This window comes from Novosphingobium sp. P6W (assembly GCF_000876675.2).
Taxonomy (GTDB): Bacteria; Pseudomonadota; Alphaproteobacteria; order Sphingomonadales; family Sphingomonadaceae; genus Novosphingobium.
Genome location: NZ_CP030353.1, coordinates 725,308 through 747,184 on the forward strand (window position 1 = coordinate 725,308; position 21,877 = coordinate 747,184).

The following is a 21,877-nucleotide window of genomic DNA, read 5'->3' on the forward strand; positions in this document are numbered from 1 at the left end:
GGCGGCGATGAGTTTAAAGCTTTCGGACATCACGGGCTTCAGCTCTTCGTACGACGTTCTTGGGTACCTCCTGCGCCTCATGTCCTCGATTTGGCACCGCCAGCTCAATGCGGAGCTTGCCAGGATCGATCTAACCGAGATGCAGTTCGTGCTCATGATCGGTCTTGGTTGGCTCCTGGAATCCAACGTCAAGGGCGTGACCCAGCGCGAACTCGCCGAGGCGTGCGGCGTAAGCACGGCGCTTGCCTCCCAGGTCATGAAGCCGCTGACCAAGAAGGGCCTAGTCGATGTCGGTCCACATGCTACTGACGCGCGCGCGCGGGTCGTCAGCCTCAGCCCCTCGGGTGAGGAGAAGCTGAAGGAAGCAGCGGCGATCCTTCGTCAGGCCGACGAACAGTTTCGCGCGGACAATCCGAAGGTTTTCGACAAGCTATTCAAGGCGCTGCGCGAAGCTGTGGATGTGAAGATGACTGTTGCAGGCGATCACCCCGAAGATCTCGGAGCAATGCCGAGGTAAACCAGGCGTTAGGTCGGTAACAGCTTCTCGCATCCCGCTCGAGCTGCCCAGTAGCGCCAGGCGCGCTGTACCTCGGGCGCCCCGGCATCCACGGCGCAGATATTGTCTATCTCACCTTCGCTCAGATAGGTGACGTCCCCGAACTCCAGCGCCTTTGCAAGCACCGCGGCATTGATGCGCAGGTAAACGCATATGCGTATGAGTTCGACCAAGGATCTTGCAACTGCGCTAAAGCCGTGGCCCCGCATGAGCACCACCCGGTTTGCTCCGAGCCTTTGGGCAAGGTCATTCGCCTGTGCCATGTTGACCACGAGCATGTTGGAATCGCCGAAGCGGTCGTGAATGTCCCAGCAGGGAAGCTCATGGCCGATGACGCCAGCACTATGGATAAGGGCGCGCAGGGGCTTCCGAGTGACGGTATAAGGGAGGACATCGGTGGCATGGCTATGCGCCACCGCCAAGACGTCGGGTCGCGCCGCATACATGGCGGCATGGATGAACCTCTCGATGTAAAGAGGGCGATCATCCGGGTGATCTGGGTTCCCGTTAAGGTCGAATTCCAGGATGTCCTCGGCGGTGACCAAGGCCGGACTGCATGACCGCGCCAAGAGAAAGCGCTGCGGATTCCAGGGGCTACGCATGCTGACATGGCCATATGCGTCCATCACCCCTTCATGCGCCAGGATGCGGTTGGCGACCACCAGTTGCAGTCTGGCGTCATTCAAGTTGGTCATGAGTTCAATCTCGAGTTGGTGGCGCCAAGGATGCGAAGCGCGGCGACAGATCTAGGCGAAGCCCTCTTCTACGAGGCTCTGCTGCACCGCAGGGAGGCGCCCCGTTGATTCGAACCCCCGCCGTATGGCGGGTGGCAAATCGAGTTCCGCGATAACCGCACCGAGCGCGATCCAGTAGATCATGAAGTCGGCGATCGTCAGTTTGCCGACGAAGTAGTCGCCATCGCAGAACCGCTTGTCCAGCAAGGCTAATCCCCTGCCAAGCCGTAATTGCCCCTCGGCGACAATCGTGCTGCGGTCAGCTTCGGCGCCAAACGCAGCAGGCATGAAGATCCTGGTCGTAGCGAAAGCGTGGATGGTCGAAATGCAGTATTCCACTATTTCCCGAACGCGGATCGCCTGATCATCATCATTCGGTATGAGCGCTTCTGCAGGATGCTGCAGCGCTATCCACTCGAGAATCGTGCCGAGTTCGGTCAAGATCGTTCCATCGTCCCTAACGAGGGTGGGAACCTTTCCTTTCGGATTGATGGCGAGGAACCAGGATGACTGCTGCTCGCCTGCAGAAAGATCAACCCGGACGGAGGTATAGGTTTGGCCGACATGATTCAGAACCATGCGAACAACCATCGAGCAGGCGCCGGGTGAGTAGTAGAGCTTCATCCGATGTTCTCCGCAACGAACACGTGACTGAGACAGGTCATTGCCGGATGATCCGGCGCGTCAAATTCTCCCAGTTGCGATGGGCAATGCCTTCCTTGTCGTGCTGTGAAATCACCGCTTCTTCGAGAAACGCACGGGCGCGGCCGCTCGCGGACATCTGGTAGGGATAGTCTTGCGAAAAGATGATCCGCTCGACACCCACCTCGGCAATCGTCCATTGCAGGTATTTCTGCGAGAAGATGCCACTCGGCGTGTAATAAGCGTTTTGCTGGAAATATTCACGCAAGGGGCGTTCCAGCTTGAGGCCAGCCTTATCGAGCAGGGCGATCCTGTCGAGGTAGAACAGAACGACCTCGCCCCAATGACCAAGCATCACTTGAAGATTGGGAAAGCGGTCGAAGACGCCGCCCATGATCATGCGCAGAAATTCGAGCCCCGCCTCGTAGTGCCAACCGATCCCCGCTGTTGCCAGCATGAACTCCGCGACCGGCTCGAAGCCTGTGTAGTAGGCGTCCATCACATCCGCAGGCGGCATCTGGGGATGGATGTACAATGGCGCCCGGAGACGCTCTGCAGTAGCATAGACGGGGTCGAAACTGCGATCATCCATATGCCGGCGGCCGGTTCTTCCACACAGGAGAGCGCCCTGCATTCCCAACCGCTGTACAGCGCGTTCGAGTTCGGACGCAGCATCTTCCGGAGAGGGCATAGGAAGCGAAGCAAAGGCTTCGAATTTGTCCGGCCGCCGAGCAACGGTGGATGCCAATGAATCGTTGAATTCCCGCGCTAGCGCAATTGCCTCATTCGGTTCGAAATTTTGGAATGCTGGCCCTGGAAGTGACAAGACCTGCATATCGATACCGCAGTCCGCCATCTCTGACAGCCGCAGGTGATCGAGGTCCTCCAAACGACTGGTGAGGTGCTTATGACTGTAGCCGACGCTTCGATCCTGCCGTTCCGCCGTGCGGATCCATGCTTCGCTGATAGGGCGCGGAACGACATGTTCCTCCAGCGCGATAATTTTCATGATGAAGTTTCCTGACGTGTGTTCGTTCAATCCAGCGCGGTCGCGAAAAACGCACTTGAGCGCTCGTCGGCGAGACCTGCCGCGATTGCCGAACGCCGTTCACCAAAGGTATCGGCAAAGCCGTGATGCTGGCCGGGATAGTCGTGGAGCGTAACCTGCGGGTGATCGTCAAAGGCAGCGTGGATTATTGCTTGGACGGCGAAAGGAACATGGTCATCATGCTCGGGGATGTGGAGCATCAGCGGCTTGTGGATCGCATCCTTCTCACCAAGCATGTGCTCGATCAGGACCCCGTAATATCCTACGAAGGCATCCCCGTCAGTTCGAGCAGCGGCATAGGCGGCCATCCGGCCTCCGAGGCAATAGCCGACCACCCCGACCCTCCGGCCATCCGACATGGCGCGCGCTTGATCGATCGTAGTCTGGATGTCGGTCACGGCGACGTCTGTGTCGAACTTGATCACAAGTTCTACGCCCTTGACCATCGAGGTAGGGTTGTCGGCATCGAGCTGCAAGCCTGCCTCCAGGCGCCAGAACAGGTCCGGGGCAAGAGCCAGATAGCCCTCTTGCGCCAGCAAGTCGCACTTGCGGCGGATGCCCGCGTTGACCCCAAATATTTCCTGGATGACCACGATCGCCGCTCGCGGCGCATCTGCTGGCTCAGCCACATAGACGTCGAACTCACCGCTGCCGTCCGAAGCCGCAATCTTGGTAGAATATGTCATGCCTGGGTCTTTCCACTTGTTCGCAAATATACCGTCCTTGCCTGGCCTCCACTCGCGGGAGAATAAGGAAGACGTGCTCACGGCCCACGGAGACGCGCACCGCACTGAGGGCTGCATAGCTTTTTGCGGTTGGATCGGAGTGCGAATTAGCAGGCGACAGATATGCCGTTTACTCATGGCAAGCGTGCGACCCTGGTGGATCTTTGCCATATTGCAAGCTAGGGTGCGCTCACAATTTGGTAGATCCAGTCGCCTTACTCATGGACTGCTGCCATCCATGGCCGCAAGCAGCAGCAGCGCAGAATGGCTAACTGTTCAGACAGCACGTACAGAAGACTAGAGGTTCCATGCAACGCTTCCTGGACAGTCGATTGTCGCTCCGCCAACTTAGGGCAATTGCCGCGATCGATAATTGCGGCAGCCTTTCACGCGCAGCAGTATCGCTTGGCGTAACACAATCTGCCTTGTCGAAGTCCTTGCACGAAGCCGAAGCCATCCTCCAAATCAAAGTCTTCGAACGTTCTGCCAAGGGAACTGTTCGAAGCCCCCGCGGCGACGGGACGGTTATCGCCGCGAAAACCATCCTAGCGACATTGAAGCGCCTTGAGGACGACCTGGATCGCAGTGGCGGGGGCTCGGTCGGCACGGTAACCATAGGCGCCTTACCTTCAGTTGCACTCGGCCTGCTGCCGACATTCCTCGCCTCCGTGGACGAGCATCTTCCCGGACTGCAAGTGCGCGTGATCGAGGGACTGACAAACGATCTGCTCGTGCAGTTGTCCTCGGGTGAGATCGACCTGGTTCTGGGGCGGATCTATCGAGGGGTAGAGGACGACCGATTTTTCGCAGAGCCGTTATATGACGAGCCGTTGGCTGTGATCGCTCGACCGAACCACCCGCTGTTCTCGACCAGCACCACTCTCGCCGATTTCGAGGCCGTGCTACCCACGTATTCAGAACGCTTTGGCCGGGAAATCGAGACTTTTGCCGAAAGAATCGGGCTCCGAAATTCCAACCTAGTTCGAGCGGGATCGGTCGGCTTTCTTTGCGAAATCCTGCAGGTCTCGGACATGATCACCGTGCTGCCCGCCCTCATGGTAGCAGGCCCGCTGCAACGCGGCATTCTTCGGGCCTTGTCGATCGATGAGCAGCAAGCCAAGCGGCCCTCCGGCCTGATTTGGTTCGCTGACCGACCGGCAGCAAAGGGCGCCGAGCGCCTTGCCTCATTCCTGCGAAAGGGAATTCGCCACCTTGCGGAGGAGCGAGGCGTTGTACGCCCGCTCCTGTGACCCCTGCGGATACACTCCGCATTTTCTAGCCAGTCTTTTTGGTCATACCTTTTGCATCATAAGTGATTTGAACACAGGGGGGGGGCCGCATTAAGCCCATCCACACGCCCAACACAGTGAAGAATAGCTCAATGAGGGACAGCACCTTCTTGAGGATATCGTTCGGCGTCAACGACTATGGCTGTGGAGGAGGAAATCTGTGCCCATCTATTCATTGGATCATGATGCCGATTACTGGCAATCTCCTGATCGTTTCCGCTCTATGTTTGACCAAGCCTCGACCATCGGCAACAAGGCATCGCTTTTTGCGATTGGCGATCCGAACGACGATGCCACCCCGATGGCGTTTATTCTCCAGATGGAACCCGGATTTGTAATCACGCGCCATGCCCACCCCTGTGACCGCTTCGAGACGATTGTCCGCGGTACGCTCGAGGTAGACGGCCGTACCCTTTACCCCGGCGACGTACTGACGCACGTTGCCCACGAACTGTATGGCCCAAAAACGGCAGGGCCGGACGGGTGCACCACCGTGGAAGTTTTCGCAAGGGCAGTCGGTGCCTACGAACGGATTACAGAGCAACCGGACGGCGGTCGAAAGACCGCCAACCTCATCGATGACTTTCAAGGTGGATTCGCAGAGCAGGTGGACCGCTTCCAAGCAAACAGGCGGGCGCGCGAGACTCAGCAAGCGCACGACTGATCGCAATTTTAATCAATGTATTGACTATATTGCAAAAGCTGCTGTAAGCCCTGTCGGCGCGATGAAGAATACGCGTCGACGGGGAGAGTTAGATGTCAGTTCAGCCGGAAGGCCAGGAAGGTAATGGAAGACGGGCGTGGCTGGTTCTTACAATCCTTACGCTCGTCTACATCATCAGCTTTATAGATCGGCAGATCCTGTCAATCCTCGCCGAAAGCATAAAGCTAGATCTTCGACTCAGCGATGCCGAGCTTGGCTTTCTTTACGGAACAGCATTCGCGATCTTCTATGCTCTTTTCGGGATACCGCTTGGACGACTTGCAGATAGCTGGAACCGCGTCTGGATGGTCGCTGCTGGCCTGGTTGGGTGGTCTCTCATGACCAGCGCTTCCGGTTTTGCCAGTACATTTGCAGCCCTGGCCATTGCCCGTGTCGGCGTTGGCATAGGCGAGGCAAGCACATCTCCGGCCGCCTATTCGCTTATTACCGACATTTTCCCGCAGCGTCGCCGCGCAACCGCCCTCTCGATCTACACGAGTGGCCTCTACATCGGACTGGGCCTCAGCCTGCCTGTAGGCGGGCTGCTGATGGCGTGGTGGCGTGCCCAGTTCCCCAACGCGGGAAACGCGCCCCTCGGCCTAGCCGCATGGCAGGCTACTTTTGCCTTGTTGGGCATACCTGGTTTGCTGATGTCTGCCCTTGTCCTCACGATGCGTGACCCCGATTGGCATCGCAGGCGTGCCGCTGGAGTGTTCCCATGGCGCCGCCTAGCCGAGGAACTGTCCACGATCATCCCCCCATTGACCCTTTTCGCTTCGGCGCGACGGCCAGGCGAACTCAAGATCAACTTGAGCATATTGGGCATCGTTGGCGTCCCCATGGCCGCGATCGCGTTGATCAGCGGAGATGTCGCCCAATGGCTGATCTACGGCGTCGGCATCTATGCGGTGGCTTCCTGGGCTCAATCATTGCGGCACCGCGATCAGGCGACCTTTCAATTGTTGTGGGGTACACCCGTTGTGGTTGCTCTCGTCGTCGCGTTCGGGGCCATCGCTTTCATCACCTATTCGACCGGCTTCTGGGCTTCACCCTACGCCCTCCGTACTTTCTATAGCGGTTCGGAAGGACAATCTCGCTTCCTGCAAGGAACCTCGGCGCTGCAGGAGGTGTCGATGCTCGTGGGCTGGGGCTCCGCTGCCGGATCAGCGTTTGGCGTGGTCGCCGGAGGCATGGTCGCCGACCGCTGGCGGCGCAGTGACCCGCGAGGTAGGATCTACACGATTGCAGGGTCTTTCATCCTCTCCGCTCCCCTGACAGTTGCCATGTTCGCGACCGGAAATGCCCTATTATTCTTCACTCTCGTCCCCATCACGACGTTTGTGAGTTCGGCTTGGTCAGGTGCCGCCATAGCCACGATAAATGATCTCGTCCTTCCCCGCATGCGGGCTACCGCAGGGGCGACCTTCCTTCTCGGGATGAGCTTGGTCGGGCTTGCCCTAGGTCCATACATCGCGGGCAAAGTTGGGGTACTGACCGGCAGCCTGCGCATTGGCATTTATTCGCTCTATGCTGTCGCGCCGTTCATTCTAGGCGTGCTCTGGTTCGCATCTCGCCGCCTTGCCCTGCTCGAAAGCACGCGCGAGGAGCGAGCCAAAGCAGCATGCAACCCTGCCCATGCGGCATGTCGGCCATGATCGTGGAAATGCGTACCTCACCTTTGGACTTCGGGGCGGTAGATCACTACTTCGAGCTATTCCGGGAGTTCGGGCAAGTGGTTCAATGGCATCTGCGCTCATTTCGAAGAATATCGGTCATTCGGAACTTTCATTGCCTTGCGTCTGGGGGGGGGCAGCACGCCGCTAAATAATGTAACTAAACAATCCAATACGTCCGAAAAATCTATAACAAGCCTTTCCATAGCGAAATAAATTCGAAATCAGCCGCGATATATTTAGACCTCGACCTGCTTTAAATCATTCCTCGCTTTGAAATGCTGCTTGAACTATCCACTCTCAGCACGGGAAAATCTCTCCTTTATGCCGCCGTCGCGATTGTTTTTGAAGAAAGTCCTTTCGAAATTTGCTTCACGGCGGTCAATTCTTTCTGACACCCCTGCGCCGGTTAAAGAGGCAACTGCGTCGTACTTTTGATCTCTGAAAGTGCGACCGTGGAATTGATTTCCTGCACTCCCGACAGCTGAGATAACTTTTCAAAAAAAAACCGTTCATACGCTTCGATGTCTTTAGCTACGATGTTGATCATGAAGTCCACCGAGCCCAACAGCACGTAACAATCTAAGACCTCAGGAAATTGGCGAATTTTCTCGGCGAACTGATCGAGGTGCGCGCGACCATGGGCATTAAGTTTCACTTGGACGAATACATGCGCGTTCAACCCCACCTTCTGGCGGTCCAAGATAGCCACCCTTCGCTTGATAATGCCCTCTCGCTCCAGGCGATCAATCCGCCGCCAGCACGGTGAAGCGGAAAGGCCAACACGCTCTGCCAGGTCAGCCATTGTCAAGGTCGAGTCGCGCTGCAATTCACGAAGAATTTTAATTTCATAAGGATCAAGTGTGGTCATTTGTTCTCCGATTCTCCACGTTCGCGCAGAATTTAACCGTTATTTCGCGTAATCGTAGCTAATAAGGCAAAAACGTCCGATGAATAATGGGATAATAATCCCAGGCGAGGATTTCGCTTGCCAGGAGAGAAGTAATGAGAGCTAAAGCTCAAAGAATGATGCCTCCAATGGAGTATGTGCGCCTTGAAGACGAGGCATCGGGTCTGGATGGCGTGATTGCCATTCACTCGACTGCAAGGGGACCTGCTGCAGGTGGTTGTCGTTTCTGGACTTACAGCGATCCCAAGGCCGCAGCAGCGGATGCGTTTCGGCTGGCCGAGGGCATGAGCTACAAGAACGCGATGGCCGGTTTGCCGTTCGGCGGAGGGAAAGCGGTATTGCGGCGGCCAACCGGCAGCTTCGACCGCCGCGCATTGTTCGAAGCATTCGGCCGTGCAATCGAAAAGCTCGACGGCCGATACATCACGGCGGAAGATGTCGGCACCAGCGTGTCGGACATGGAAAATGTCGCAAAGGCAACGCGCTACGTAGCGGGAAAGACAGCCCATTACGGTATGGCTGGCGGTGACCCTTCCCCCTGGACGGCGCTCGGCGTGCTCGAGGCAATGAAGGCAGCCGTGAAGACACGCTACGGTTCGACCTTGTCGGGTGCGACTGTCGCGATCTTGGGCGTCGGAAACGTCGGAGGGCGATTGGCGGACCTTTTGACGGAAGAAGGCGCGCGGCTTTATATTGCTGATATCGACCCCCTGTCGTGCGCGCGGCTTTCGGAAAGGACCGGCGCCAAGACCGTTCCGCTGCACCAGATCACGTCGGTCGATGCACAGGTATTCGCGCCCTGTGCTCTTGGCGGCGCTGTAACGGCAACCGTTGGCGCGAATCTCAGGGCCGGTGTAATTTGCGGTGCTGCGAACAACCAATTGGCGTCGGCTGATGTACCCAACATGCTCAATGAACGGGGCATCCTCTACGCCCCTGATTATGTCGTGAACGCGGGGGGCATCATCAACGTGGCCGCCGAATATCTGGAGGAAAGTCAGGAGCAGGTTCATGGCCGCGTGATGTCCATCGGTCCGCGCACGCAACTCATTCTGGAAGAAGCCAAGCTGCGAGGCGTTTCACCAGTCGACGTTGCCGACGCCATGGCGGAGCAAAAAATGCGTTTTCCCGACATGGCAACGGCATGAATGGCAGACGCACGCAACAAACGTCAGCGACATCCCGGAACGCGATCGTTTGAGCGACAATCGAAGGTCGCCGAGGCGAACCTGCCGAGGCGACCTTCTTCGATAATCCAGACAAGCCTCTCTGTCGGGTTGGCTTTGCAAGACAGACCAAAAACCCGAGCGACCCGAACAACAGTCTTATAGTGATATCGAGGTGGAGTCTGCGGCGTTGCAGAATGCCTCGGCACCATCAACCGTGTTCGACAGAAGCATGGTTACCGTCATCGGCCCCACCCCGCCGGGAACGGGAGTTATGAAAGACGCCTTTTGCGCCACGCCGTCGAACTCGACGTCGCCCATAATGGAGCCGTCAGGCATCCGATTAATCCCCACGTCAATGACCACCGCCCCCCGTTTGACCATCTGGGGTACAATTAGGTGAGGCACACCCGCCGCAACCACAAGTATATCCGCAAGGATCGTAAACTGGGCTAGATCGCGCGTTTTGGCGTGGCAGATTGAAACCGTAGCATCCCTTGCCATTAGCATCAGCGCTGTCGGCTTGCCGACGATGTTGCTTGCGCCGACAACGACGACGTTCTGGCCCTCTATCGGGATTTTTGCGTACTCAAGCAGTTTTAGCACCCCGAAAGGTGTGCAGGGCGAAAACACGGTTCCGCCTGTTACCAGACCGCCGATGTTATACAGATGAAAGCCGTCGACATCTTTATTAACGTCGATCGCGTCCAGAACGGCGGGCATGTCGATATGGCCTGGCAACGGCAGCTGGACCAGGATACCGTGGATGCTGGTGTCGACGTTCAGCGCACGAATCAATTCCAACAGCTCGTGAGTGGACACCGTGGTTTCCAGCCTGATCGTGCGGGAGTGAATTCCCACCTGGTCACACGCCCTGATCTTGTTGGCCACATAGACGCCAGATGCCGGGTCCTTGCCCACGAGAATGACTGCGAGACCGGGTTTGATGCCGAAGCGCTCTTGCAGACCGGCCGCCCGCTGGCGCAAGACTTCGCGCATATCTCTCGCCAGCGCTCTTCCGTCGATGATTGTCGCGCCCGATTGTGCGGCGATATCGGCCTGACGGCTCACCGGAAAACGACCGTCTTGTTGCCCTTGCGTAAGACACGTCTCTCTACGTGCCAGCGAACGGCTCGGGCCAGGACCCGGGCCTCGATATCCTGCCCTGCCTCGACCAGCTGGCTCGCCGACCATCCGTGATCAACCCGCTCTACATCCTGCTCGATGATCGGCCCCTCATCGAGATCATCCGTTACGTAGTGGGCAGTCGCGCCGATCAGCTTGACGCCTCGCTCATAAGCTTGGTGATACGGCTTTGCTCCCTTGAAGCTGGGTAGGAAGCTGTGGTGAATATTAATGCAGCGCCCTGCGAGAAACGTGGAAAATTCCGCAGACAGTATCTGCATGTACCGCGCTAACACCACCAATTCGGCGCCGCTGGCTTCTATGATGTGCCGAAAAGCCTGCTCCTGAGCAGCTTTGGTGTCCGCCTTTATAGGCAAGTGATGGTAGGGAAGCCCGTGCCACTCCACCAAGGCGCGCATGTCATCGTGGTTCGACACGACGCCCACGATTTCCACCGGGAGGCTTCCTGTCCGCCAGCGATGAAGCAGATCGTTCAGGCAATGGCCAAATCGTGATACGGCAATCAACATCTGCGGCCGCGTTTTTGCATCGAAGATACCGAAGCGCATCGCAAACTGCTTTGCGACAGCCGCAAAGCGCGAGGTCAGACTATCTACATCAAGTGTTTCATCGGTGGCAGATTTGAATGCGATACGCAGGAAGAACTGCCCAGTCGCGTTATCGCCGTGCTGCTGGCTGTCGAGAATGAACCCGTTTGATTGGGCGATGAAACCGGTAACAGCGGCACTGATGCCCGGGGCGTCCGGGCAACTGGCAAGGAGTACGTGTGTCAAAAAAATTCCCCCGGGAAGTGTTAGATCGCACGATCGAGCCACGCACGCAGGTGCGAGACATAAGTTCTATCAAAAATGAGCCGCACTGCCGTTTCGGTCGCCGCGATCACGACCGGTAGGTCGGCAAGACGCCCCCGGACGACGTTGCCTGTATTAAGGGAACCCTCCGGCAAGCCGGCCAAGCTTGCGACAAGGCTGCGCGATGCGTCGATCGTAAGGATTCGGATACGACTTTCGCAAGGTGTCCATGAGATACCCTCCGCTTTGTAGCTGTCGCGCAACTGCGCCAGCTCATGCGCATGCTTATCGAGCGCCAACACCAGCCATTCCCCGGGGGCAATTGATAATGCCTCCACCGTGCCTATCATCGTCGAGAAGAGCAGACCCGGCAGGCCTAGGCGGCGCCCGACGTCGGCATCGCGTGAGCGGCCAAGTTTTAGCTGCCCAGCCACGAAGCCGGATTCCAAACGTGCCGGGATGCGGGCACGGGACCATTCGTCAAGCATCGGTGAAGCGAGTTTCAGGTGGGCAAGATCATGCACGGAGACGATCTCCTTCCTTGTCGATAAACACCGGCTCGACGATGATCGCTCGATGCCGCATTCCCATGTCGTAAAGGTCGATTGTCTCGCCTATCCGCGCGCGGCCAGCGCTCACCATAGCAAGTGCGACCGGTTGCCGGAGCGTCGGGCTGTAATAGCTCGAGGTCACGTGGCCATCAATCGGTCCGGGAACAGCCCCTTGGCGCAGAACGTGCGCACCGACGGGCAATGCCTTGCCCAAAGTGCGCAAGCCAACAAGCTGCCACCGGTCTTTGCGCAACGCATCGGCGCGCAAGAGCGACCGCCGCCCGATGAAATCCGATACCTTCTTTGCGATGGGCCCTGCCATGCCGACATCATCCGGCAAGGTCGTTCCATCGGTGTCCACACCTATGTGGAGAAAGCCCTTTTCCGTCCGCAGAATCATCAGCGCTTCGATCCCGATCGGCGTGATCTCAAGATCTGCACCCGCTTCCACGATGGCATCGGCCAGCGCAGTCGCGTCGTTGGCTGCCACGCTGATCTCGTAACTCGCTTCACCTGTGAAACTTGCTCGCAGGACCCGCGCGGGCAATTGCGCTACTGATCCCTCGCGATATGTCATGTGGCGGAAATTAGACAGGTCGATCCCGGTAGCCAATCGCTCCAGCAAGCTCGGCGACTTAGGTCCGCTGATCGTCAGCGTGGCCCATTGTGTCGTTGTTGGCAGGATCACCACATCCAAGTCTAGCCATTCGCATTGCAGCCACTCCTCCAACTGCGCTGCGATGCGATCCACACCGCCGCTGGTCGTGTGGACAAGGAAGCATTGTGCAGAAAGTCTGACAAACACGCCATCATCGATGATGACACCGTTCTCGTTCAACATCAGTCCGTATCGGGCACCCCCGACCTTGAGGGTGGCGACATTTCCGACGTACATGCGATCGAGAAACTTCGCTGCGTCTGGTCCGATAACCTCGATTTTCCCCAATGGCGAGCCATCGAACAGTGCGCAGCCTGTACGGGCAGAAAGCGCTTCACGCTGAGCCGCCTGCTCCCAGCTTTCCCCCACCGACGGGTAAGCCGTCGGCCTTGCCCAGCCGCTGTATTCTTCGAAAATAGCGCCCTTGTCCGCATGCCACGCATGGGCCGGCAGATGCTTAACGGGCCGATAGAGATCGCCGACGAGCGGCCCCGCAATGGCGCCGAAGGTGACGGGCGTGTAGGGCGGGCGAAACTTAGTCGTCCCGACCTGGTCTGGCCGTCGACCCGTCAACTCGCCCATGATCGCCAGACCATTGACGTTGGACGTCTTGCCCTGATCCACTCCCATACCTAGCGTGGTGTAGCGCTTCAGATGTTCGACCGAGACATAGTTTTCCGACTTGGCTATTGCGATGTCCCGGCTCGTGACGTCATTCGCGAAATCGACGAACTTCTTCCCCTTGCCCGGAACTTCCCAACACGCATGAATATCCAAGCCTTCCAGGTCGCCGGCAGCGGCACCAACCGCCGTTACCGGTTGCACGGCTCTATCAGGCACGAAAGCCTGGAGCTCATCGTCGAAGCGCAAGCTTCCTCCTGATTGGGAGAACAGATGGACGGTCGGCGACCAGCCCCCCGACATGGCCACCAAATCGCAAGGCAGCGTCGTGGCCGGGCCACCCTGGACTGGCGCGATCGCAACCGCCCTCACCCGTCGTGCGCCTTTGACCGCCACGATTTGCGCGCCACTGATCACCTCAATGCCCGGCAAGCGCGGCGTTGAAGGTTGCGGGCGAACATCGACGATCGAAACGGTTGCACCTGCCTCGCTGAGCGCAGCGGCAGCCTCGTAGGCACCATTGTTGTTGGTGAAAACCACGATCCTGCGCCCCGGCAGCACCCCCCACCGTCCGGCGTATGCCTGCGCGGCTGACGCCAGCATTACGCCGGGACGGTCGTTGTCTCCGAATACGAGGGGGCGCTCTATCGCCCCCGTCGCCAGGATCACACGACCGGCCCGGATCTTCCAAAGACGCTGGCTGGCACCACCGCCGCAAAGCCTTTCCACCGCAGCAAGACCGTTGTGATCGTAATAGCCAAAGACGTTGGTCCGGGTCAGGATGGTCACGTTGCCGAGCGCGCGCAGCTTTGCCTCTGCGGTTTCGAGAGCGTCGCTCATTCCTCGCCACAACGCGGAGCCGCCGAGGAGGAAATCCGCCTCCGCGATGATGACTTTCACGCCGGTCTGCGCTGCATCCAACGCGGCCTGCATCCCCGCGGGTCCGGATCCGACGATCAGGACGTCGCAATCGGCATGGCGATGCACGTAGCGATCCGGATCACGGCCGGTAGGAGCAACACCTAGTCCTGCCGCGCGGCGGATGGGCCCTTCAAACAAGTGCCAATCAGGCCACATGAAGGTCTTATAGTAGAAGCCCGCGCCCAGCAGCGGGGCGGCCATCTGGTTCACGCTTCGCAGATCGAAGGCGGGGCTGGGCCAGCAATTAACGCTGGCTGCTTCCAACCCGTCAACCAATTCGACCTCGGTAGCTTTGAGATTCGGCTGCGAGCCTTCGCCCTTGCCTACCTGAACCAGTGCGTTGGGCTCATCATACCCCGCCGCCATAATTCCTCGCGGGCGGTGGTACTTGAAGCTGCGCGCAAGCAATACGACGCCATTCGCGAGGAGCGCCGATGCCAGCGTGTCACCCGCGTATGCGCAATATTCCCGACCGTTGAAGCGGAAGCGGATTTTTGACTGCCCATTGATCGCGCGGCCCCTGCCGCCTCGGGGATCTGCCGTCACGACAACACCTCCGCACCGACACAGCCGTTCGAGGTATCCGGCCTAGGCTCGGACATGGAGTAGATCGCCGTGATGTTGTGGCTTATCGTATCGCGAGCGACGTTGAACCAGCGGCCACAGCCAAAAGTGTGGCGCCAGCGCTCAAGGTTCACCCCTTTTGGATTATGATGGAAGAACAGGTAGTTTGCCCAACCGACGTCAGAGCAATCGAGCGAGGGGCGAATGACATGGCTTTCACCACCACAATTGAATTCCGTCTCGTTGCGGGGGCCGCAGTGGGGACAATTCAGTAATAACATAAGGATCGCTCCTAGTGCGCGATGCCAGAGGCGGCAGTTTCATCAATCAGCGCTCCACGCGCGAAACGATCGAGCCCGAAGGCAGCCGTCAAAGGATGCGGTTCGTCCTTCGCTATCGTATGCGCAAAACACCATCCGCCGCCCGGGATCGCCTTGAACCCGCCAGTTCCCCATCCGCAGTTGAGATATACGTTGGGCACCGGCGAACGCCCCAAAACCGGCGTTGAATCATGCACGACGTCGACGATGCCGGCCCATTGCCGCATCATTCTCAGCCGAGAAAACGATGGGAAGAGTGTGACAAGCCCTCGCAATACCTGCTCGACGGTCGCAAGGTTGCCCCTCTGCGCATAACTTGCGTAAAGGTCGAGGCCGCCGCCCACTACGAGTTCGCCCTTGTCGGACTGGCTCACATACAGGCCGCTTGCGGGGGAGAGCACGACAGTATCCAGCACGGGTTTTAGCGGTTCGGACACGAACGCCTGAAGCGGGTAGGAAGTAATCGGCAAACGGAACCCCAGCATGTCAGCCATCATGGTGGAGTGACCGGCTACCGCCAGGCCCACCTTGCCCGCCTTGATAGTACCCCGGTTCGTCTTCAGGGCTTGTACCCCGTCGGCGCCCACTTCGAACCCCGTAACCTCGCAATTCTGGATAATGTCCACGCCGAGAGCATCAGCAGCACGGGCATACCCCCAAGCCACCGCGTCATGACGCACTGTTCCGGCACGCCGCTGAATGAACCCGCCGAGCACCGGAAGGCGGGCTTGCGGAGAACAATCAAGCGCTGGGGCAAGCTGGCTTACCTGGCTACGGTCCAACAAGTCACTGTCGACGCCGTGAAGGCGCATAGCATTGGCCCAACGCCTCTGGGCATCCAGATCGTGTCGGCTGTGCGCCAGAGTCAGCATACCGCGCTGACTGAACATTATGTTGTAGTTCAGTTCCCGGGCAAGACCTTCATAAAGCTTGACGCTGTGCTCGTAAAACTGAGTGCTTTCCGCGAAAAGATAGTTGGACCGTACAACGGTAGTATTTCGGCCGGTATTCCCCCCCCCGATCCAACCTTTTTCCAGTACAGCCACCTTGCGAATTCCATGGTTCTTCCGCAAGTAGTAAGCCGTGGCAAGCCCGTGCCCGCCCCCGCCAACGATGACCACGTCGTAGGCATCTTGCAATGGTCGTGAGCCCCAGGCTTGCGGCCAGTTACGCTTGGAAAATCCGGTCGATGCCAGACTGAGAAGAGAATATTTTTTCATTCATCCCCGGCGCGACGCACTACCATATCGGCGTCGTTCCAACAAAACATAGACATACCTATGTTTTGTGGCAAACGAAATTAATGCTTTTAATTCAAATGTTTCTACGATTATGGGGTTGCGGTAGGACAAGCGCCAACCAGCGCTTCGCGATATAGGCTAAAGAATCGCTGCCGCTCTGCAGCGCTTTCCTGCACTTCCATCGCTTGGTAGCCGACTTGTTGGAAGTACGTGATACGCGCGCGAATGAACGCGCGATCTTCATCGTAGCCGTAGCGCGTGAAAATGCCTTTAAGCAACACCACCCGGCGGTCGTCCACCTGCCGCACGATATCCGCTACACCGGCATCCCCATGCGCCCAGGCACGTACAGCAGAATCGTATTTTGGGTCGTATTGACTTTCGTTCATCCAAATCTGAAGCAAGGCGTCGATTTGGCGGTTAGGGTCGTCGCCCGCCGTTTTGACCGCGCTGAACATTGGCCCACTGTTCTTGGTCTGCCAATGGTCGAGAAGTCCATCGAGCAGTTCCTGGCGATTCTTAAAGTGATGGTAGAAGCTGCCCGTCGTCACCCCCAATAGCTTGGCGAGGGGATCCACACGTACCCGTTCGACCCCTTCTGCGATTAGCACCTGGCGGGCTTGGTCAAGCCAGCTTTCCCGGTCTCGTTTCGGTGCCTTGCCTGGCCGCTTGGGACGACGGAGTGGAACGATCCTGGGCTCCCGAACTTTACCGTTTGCGTCCACATCGCCTCCTTCGCATTGAAGCAGCCCATCGGCGAATGCCGGTGAGCGGCTTCAGCCCTAGAAGCAGCCGGTTAGTAGCGCCATAGTGATCTGATACACTGGGGCGGTTCTTTTTTAGTCTGCCCCCTCAAGCGGCAGGTACCATCCCATAGCAGGCACGCAGGAAACTGAACCATGCAGGCACGCCAGCTGTCAGATGAGTCTCGAGCGGGATGATTTCCGTGGAAACTTGCAAGCCTGGCAAAGGTCTGAGGGTAGTTTCCGCCAACAGCGCTGCGGTGCCACGCGCTACGATCGACTGATAAATGGTCGGTTGGGTCAGTTCGAGCGATGCCAGCGTAACATGAAGCCGACGACCTGAATAATCGTTCCGCGATGCAACCGCTTCGCGATATGCGCAGAAAATCTGGCTGCCGTCGATAATCCCCGGGCTGCCTGCGCCTATCCTCTTGAAGAGCTTGGAACGGTTGATCGCTGCATAGACTGCGAACAGCCCACCATACGAGTCGCCCCAAAGGCCAGCTTCCGCTTCGTCAATACGGAAGATTCCAGCCAGCGCTGGATGAAGCTCCTCCTCGATGAAAGCCAGGAATTTGTCCGCTGCTGGCGCTGCGAACATGGCACGATACCGCTCCGCCTTTTCGGCAGTGACCAAACCAGCCTGCTCGCTGTATTCCAGAGCTTGGTACATCGCTTCGGGCACAGGTTCCCCAGGGGGGACCAAGTCCCGTACGCGTAGCCATTGCCAGTCCTGGCTTTCCTGGGCTGCATAGCTGATTGAAACAAGAATAAACGGTCGTATTGGGGATATCCCGTCGCGAGGGAGGGCTTGGTGGAAGGGGGCGGTGGCGGGAAAGAAAAGATTGCCATCTACTTGATAGACAACTGGGTATGCTTTTGTCTGATCCTCATCGTAATTCGCGGGAGGAGTTATCCATGCTGAAAATCGAGTACCCGCCCTTTTCGAGTCCATCTCGAAATAGCGGGTATCAGGAAGTAGGTAAGCAAGCGACGGAGCCAACTCTGAAATTGCGGCGGCCTGATACATAATTTCTCCAGTCGATAATAGGGAAGCAGCGCTATTGACCATGTTCTTGCAAATTCTGTTTTTCGCCGATCGCCCTTTTCCGCATGCACAGTAAAGCGATCCAGACTGCGATTAATATCAACGGTGCCCCCACCCCCAGCAGAGATGTCGATGGCAGGACGCCCCACGCGTGGTCGGCAGCTTTGAGCGGATAGGATAAGAGCCCAAGAAGGTAGTAACTGATCGCGACAGCTGACAGCCCTTCCACCAAGTGCTGGAGACGCAGCTGCATACGGATACTGTCGTCCATTGAACGAAGGAGCCTGCCGTTCTGGTTTTCGATATGAGTTTCGATCCTGGTCCGCAAAAGACTGGTGAACTGCGAAGCGCGCGCATTCAACAGTTCGAGGCGACGCGAGACCGCATCGCAAGTCCGCACCGCAGGATTGAATCTGCGGCTCGTAAAATCATCAAGGGACTGGAAGCCCGAGATCGGCATAGCTTTCAACTCGTCAAGGCGGTCGGCTACAATTATCGCATATGCGGCAGTTGCGCTCATGCGAAATTCGATTTCTGCGGCGATTGAGAGCAGTTTTTCACTTTGCAAGGTGAGCGCCGCCAGTAAGTCATCATCGCGAAGGAGGTCGGCAAGCAACAGCTGGCCCGTATGAGCAAGCGCGCGTTCGATGTCGTCAAGCCGTGCCCACGTAGTTCGTGCTAGGGGCAGACCTAGAAGCGCTAGATTGCGGTAATTACCGAGTTCTTGGAGCCGCTGGATGCACCGTGCCAGGGTGGCGCCAACTGCCCCGTTGGCCGCGATCACGACGCGGCCGTATCCGTCGGGGTGAATCCGAAAATCGCTCCATAACCGCACTCCGCCATCCAAGTGGCATGAAACGAGGTGCGACTGCCCGAAGTTTGCAGCTTCAACCAAAGACGCGGCCTCTGCATCGCTCGCGACTATGAGAAGACGAGTAGCTCGTATTACATTACCGGGCAATCGTTCTGCCCATTGAAGACCGGTTGCTGCCGCTGCACAAAGCGGCCAGCTCCAATCGATGCCTGCTGCAGCATCCCCAGTTACCGTTACCGTCACGGTGCTGGCTTCGCTGTGCCTTTCCCATGATGCCTTCACGTTCGAAGACCAATGCCCTTCACAGTGTCGTGGTACGGAAATTCCGCGTTGCCCAGGCAAGAAAGCGAGTGCGCTGGTCTCTAATGTCTCCTGGGATTGATCGACTATACGCACCAACTGAATCACGTGTGCTGGCAACGTAACCATGGGGAAACGTCGCAGGTGCATTTCAGTCACGATTTCGCGGCGCAACGGATGTTCGGTAAAAGCGGGAGCAGAGGCCGCCCTCATGTTATCTGCTCGCGCGCGCCGAAACAAAGTCTGCTTTGAAAGGCGTCTGACATGCGCGCTACCCTATTTGCACAATTAATGCCATTCAGGCTGACGAGTTTAGAACTTGGCACTTGCCCGAATGCCCCAATAACGCGCGTCGCCATATACTGCACCGGCCGAAGGCGCCCCAAATTGCGAGAGCGCCGATCTTGCCAGGAAGTCTGAGGCGTAAGTCTTATCGAATAGGTTGCGAGCAAACAACGAGACGCGATACTGCGGCCAAACCACCGCGATGCTTCCATCAACCAGGCTATATGCTTCCCGAAGCGAACAAGGACCAAAGGCTGCAGATTCGCCGCAGAAGCGAGTGGGCCCCACACCGCTCACCGCTGCATTAAATTCTAAAGACATTTCGCCTTTCATCGCATGGGTGTAGGTCGCTGCCGCACGGTAAGTCCATTTCGGTGCACGCTGTAGCTGCTCATCGACATTCCCGACCCCGGCCGCGACATTTGTCGAAAGCACAGTTGGATACACTCGATTATAACCACCGCTGGCATCAATTGTCAGCGCATTGGTAACCCGGTAAGACGTATCAAATTCTACGCCGTAGGATTTAATCTTACCTACCGGGCTGATGATTACGCGAGGGCCAAGCGGAGTTGGTACGGTGGCCGCCGCATTGAAAGAGCTCGCGTCGATGTAGAATACAGCCAGTGAAACGTTGCCGCGGCGATCATCGAAGGCGTTCTTGAAGCCCGCTTCGTATTGCCAGAGTTCCTGGTTCGGATAGGTGGCAAGCGGGCTTCCCGTTCCAGCCAATGCCGTGTTGAATCCACCTTGTGTAAAGCCCTTGGTGGCCGAAGCATAGATCTGAGTGTCGGGGGTCAATAGATAACGAGCAGTCAGTTTGGGTTGGAATCCATGGAACTTTCCTCTTGTGGAGAGGCCCGCGGCGGGGCGAAGTTTCTGGCTTAGCTCGTCGTAGCGCGCGCCCGCTCCTATCACCAAATGATCGCTGATCTTGTACTCAAGGTCCGTAAATAGTGCGAATGCTTCGAAGAAGACGGGTGGATTCAACTGTTTGATTGATCGACTGCCAAGAGCGATACCCCCCAGTACATTGCCGCACGATGAGCAGTCGTTGTTGGCCCCCTTGTCGTAGTAAGCGCCGACCAACCACTTGAAAGGTCCGCCGCCTGTGGATTGAGCCCGAAGCTCCTGACTCAAGTCTCGCAGCGCTCCACGCCCGCGGGCCACGAAGAAGTCGTCAGGCCGCAAATCGGCGTCAAATGTGTCACTATATTTCAGGTCGGTGTAGGCAGTGGTACTGATCACGTCGAACGTCTTTGCCGAATAGGTGATCTTTCCTGATAAGCCATGACTTTTCAACGTACTTTGCGGACGGCTTCCAGCAAGTTGCCCAGTAGCCGGTCCTAATACCGGTGTCACCTGCAAGCTTCCGTGGGCGTCATTGATGTCGCTCACCTGGTAGTACAGGAATGATGGCCCCACCTTACTAACATATGTATATTTCAGGTCCAGCATCAGGTCGCTGGCTGGGGTGATCATCACTCGCCCCGTAAATGCCTCGAAGTTGTCACGATCCGCGTTGCTTCCATCCGAGAAATCCCGGAACCCAGAGCGGAGCTGAATGGATCCTGACAGTCGAGCGCTAAGTAGGTCCTGGATGATGGGGCCTGAAACGGTTGCAGAACCGCGCACGGTTCTTGCATTACCGACTTCGCCGTTCATCTCGCCCTCCAGATGGGTGGATGGCGCCCGAGTCACATAGCTGATCGCACCGGAAAATGCATTTCGTCCGTATAGAGTGCCCTGCGGCCCTTTCAGGACCTCTACCTGCGCCAGGTCAAACAGCGGGATCGCAAATGCAACTTCAGAAGGCTGGTAAACGCCGTCGATATAAAGACCTACACCAGGCACTCCCAAACCGCGCATCGTCGCCGAGATGCGCGTCATCCGTGGTGAAGTTATGAAAAAGTTCGGGAGCCTGCTCGCAAGGTCATTGAGCGTAACGTTCCCAGCAGAGGCAAGATCCTCCGTTGTGAAGACGTCAATCGTGGCGGGGACTTCTACAAGCCGCTCCGATCGCTTGCGCGCCGTCACAAAGATTTCGACGGGGGCGGCATCCTGAGTTGTTACGCCAGCTCCGTCTAGCACCTCCGCGGTTGCATCCTGGGCCCGAACAGCATCTGGCAACAGCGCGATGGTGGTTACAAGCAGTGCGAACTTTAAGCGATATGTCACTTTGTGCCTCCTCGTGCAGCGCGACCGTACCTTCGCCGTTCGCCCTGAAGCAGTTTACTGGATCCGCAGCTTTTCTTGGCCGTTAAGCAATGTTAGATTCCACGATCCAAATTCGAACCAATCAAGATAGCTTTAGCCCTCAATAGCCTCATCGGCGCTCATTCGCTCGCAGGCTACTGAGTAGTGTTGATATACCAACCGATATGGCGCGAGATTGTTTGCTATGTGCGCTTTAGCAAAGCCGGAAAGT

20 protein-coding genes are annotated in these 21,877 nt (G+C 57.5%); 5 read left to right on the top strand and 15 right to left on the bottom strand.

Annotated elements, in window-relative coordinates; all coding sequences use genetic code 11:
• Positions 1 to 7 precede the first annotated feature (7 nt).
• A complete protein-coding gene (locus tag TQ38_RS19640) occupies positions 8 to 517 on the top strand; it encodes a MarR family winged helix-turn-helix transcriptional regulator (protein ID WP_052506005.1) in 510 nt (169 codons plus the stop codon).
• Between the two features lie 8 nt (positions 518 to 525).
• Here the strand turns inward: TQ38_RS19640 and TQ38_RS19645 are convergent, their stop codons facing one another.
• Genes TQ38_RS19645 through TQ38_RS19660 form a run of 4 tightly spaced genes read right to left on the bottom strand, consistent with a single transcriptional unit; the run spans position 526 to position 3,666 of the window.
• A complete protein-coding gene (locus TQ38_RS19645; RefSeq protein WP_043979991.1) occupies positions 526 to 1,251 on the bottom strand; it encodes a class II aldolase/adducin family protein in 726 nt (241 codons plus the stop codon).
• A 51-nt stretch (positions 1,252 to 1,302) separates the two neighbouring features.
• Positions 1,303 to 1,914: a glutathione S-transferase family protein gene (locus TQ38_RS19650; protein WP_043979993.1), complete on the bottom strand. Its 612-nt coding sequence runs from the start codon at positions 1,912 to 1,914 to the stop codon at positions 1,303 to 1,305.
• Positions 1,915 to 1,951: 37 nt separating this feature from the next.
• Entirely contained in the window at positions 1,952 to 2,941 is a 990-nt protein-coding gene (locus TQ38_RS19655) for an amidohydrolase family protein (protein ID WP_043979995.1), read from the bottom strand.
• A gap of 26 nt (positions 2,942 to 2,967) precedes the next feature.
• Positions 2,968 to 3,666 (bottom strand): dienelactone hydrolase family protein, encoded by a 699-nt coding sequence (locus TQ38_RS19660; protein WP_043979998.1) that lies wholly within the window; start codon positions 3,664 to 3,666, stop codon positions 2,968 to 2,970.
• A gap of 347 nt (positions 3,667 to 4,013) precedes the next feature.
• Between TQ38_RS19660 and TQ38_RS19665 the strand changes: the two genes are divergently transcribed.
• The 3 genes from TQ38_RS19665 to TQ38_RS19675 all read left to right on the top strand — a co-directional run bounded on the left by TQ38_RS19665 (position 4,014) and on the right by TQ38_RS19675 (position 7,352).
• A complete protein-coding gene (locus TQ38_RS19665) occupies positions 4,014 to 4,955 on the top strand; it encodes a LysR family transcriptional regulator (protein WP_043980001.1) in 942 nt (313 codons plus the stop codon).
• Between the two features lie 199 nt (positions 4,956 to 5,154).
• Entirely contained in the window at positions 5,155 to 5,658 is a 504-nt protein-coding gene (locus TQ38_RS19670; RefSeq protein ID WP_162792312.1) for a cupin domain-containing protein, read from the top strand.
• Positions 5,659 to 5,750: 92 nt separating this feature from the next.
• Entirely contained in the window at positions 5,751 to 7,352 is a 1,602-nt protein-coding gene (locus tag TQ38_RS19675) for an MFS transporter (RefSeq protein WP_043980005.1), read from the top strand.
• Between the two features lie 427 nt (positions 7,353 to 7,779).
• On the opposite strand, the gene TQ38_RS19680 is transcribed toward TQ38_RS19675, so the two are convergent.
• Positions 7,780 to 8,241, bottom strand: a complete 462-nt coding sequence (locus tag TQ38_RS19680; RefSeq protein WP_043980007.1) for an Lrp/AsnC family transcriptional regulator — start codon at positions 8,239 to 8,241, stop codon at positions 7,780 to 7,782.
• A gap of 134 nt (positions 8,242 to 8,375) precedes the next feature.
• Here TQ38_RS19680 and TQ38_RS19685 point away from each other — a divergent pair, with 134 nt between their 5' ends.
• Positions 8,376 to 9,428 carry a Glu/Leu/Phe/Val dehydrogenase dimerization domain-containing protein gene (locus tag TQ38_RS19685; RefSeq protein WP_043980009.1) on the top strand — a complete coding sequence of 351 codons (1,053 nt, stop codon included), beginning with the start codon at positions 8,376 to 8,378 and terminating at the stop codon, positions 9,426 to 9,428.
• A gap of 177 nt (positions 9,429 to 9,605) precedes the next feature.
• Here the strand turns inward: TQ38_RS19685 and folD are convergent, their stop codons facing one another.
• The 10 genes from folD to TQ38_RS19735 form a co-directional block, all read right to left on the bottom strand.
• Positions 9,606 to 10,517: a bifunctional methylenetetrahydrofolate dehydrogenase/methenyltetrahydrofolate cyclohydrolase FolD gene (gene folD, locus TQ38_RS19690; protein ID WP_240198153.1), complete on the bottom strand. Its 912-nt coding sequence runs from the start codon at positions 10,515 to 10,517 to the stop codon at positions 9,606 to 9,608.
• Positions 10,514 to 11,365, bottom strand: coding sequence for a formyltetrahydrofolate deformylase (gene purU / locus TQ38_RS19695; RefSeq protein ID WP_240198154.1), 852 nt, complete (start codon positions 11,363 to 11,365; stop codon positions 10,514 to 10,516). Before purU ends, folD begins: the two co-directional genes overlap by 4 nt.
• Before the next feature lie 20 nt (positions 11,366 to 11,385).
• Positions 11,386 to 11,907 (bottom strand): hypothetical protein, encoded by a 522-nt coding sequence (locus tag TQ38_RS19700; protein WP_043980014.1) that lies wholly within the window; start codon positions 11,905 to 11,907, stop codon positions 11,386 to 11,388.
• Entirely contained in the window at positions 11,900 to 14,680 is a 2,781-nt protein-coding gene (locus tag TQ38_RS19705) for a 2Fe-2S iron-sulfur cluster-binding protein (RefSeq protein ID WP_113942004.1), read from the bottom strand. The genes TQ38_RS19700 and TQ38_RS19705 overlap by 8 nt, the downstream gene beginning before the upstream one ends.
• Complete coding sequence (locus TQ38_RS19710; protein ID WP_082057965.1) at positions 14,677 to 14,979, bottom strand: sarcosine oxidase subunit delta; 303 nt, start codon at positions 14,977 to 14,979, stop codon at positions 14,677 to 14,679. Before TQ38_RS19710 ends, TQ38_RS19705 begins: the two co-directional genes overlap by 4 nt.
• A gap of 11 nt (positions 14,980 to 14,990) precedes the next feature.
• Positions 14,991 to 16,238: a sarcosine oxidase subunit beta family protein gene (locus tag TQ38_RS19715; RefSeq protein WP_043980036.1), complete on the bottom strand. Its 1,248-nt coding sequence runs from the start codon at positions 16,236 to 16,238 to the stop codon at positions 14,991 to 14,993.
• Between the two features lie 110 nt (positions 16,239 to 16,348).
• Entirely contained in the window at positions 16,349 to 16,984 is a 636-nt protein-coding gene (locus TQ38_RS19720; protein WP_162792313.1) for a TetR/AcrR family transcriptional regulator, read from the bottom strand.
• A 127-nt stretch (positions 16,985 to 17,111) separates the two neighbouring features.
• Complete coding sequence (locus tag TQ38_RS19725; protein ID WP_240198155.1) at positions 17,112 to 18,032, bottom strand: alpha/beta hydrolase; 921 nt, start codon at positions 18,030 to 18,032, stop codon at positions 17,112 to 17,114.
• Between the two features lie 31 nt (positions 18,033 to 18,063).
• Entirely contained in the window at positions 18,064 to 19,377 is a 1,314-nt protein-coding gene (locus tag TQ38_RS19730) for a DUF3422 domain-containing protein (RefSeq protein ID WP_043980038.1), read from the bottom strand.
• Positions 19,378 to 19,476: 99 nt separating this feature from the next.
• Entirely contained in the window at positions 19,477 to 21,627 is a 2,151-nt protein-coding gene (locus TQ38_RS19735; protein ID WP_043980040.1) for a TonB-dependent receptor, read from the bottom strand.
• Positions 21,628 to 21,877: the final 250 nt, after the last annotated feature.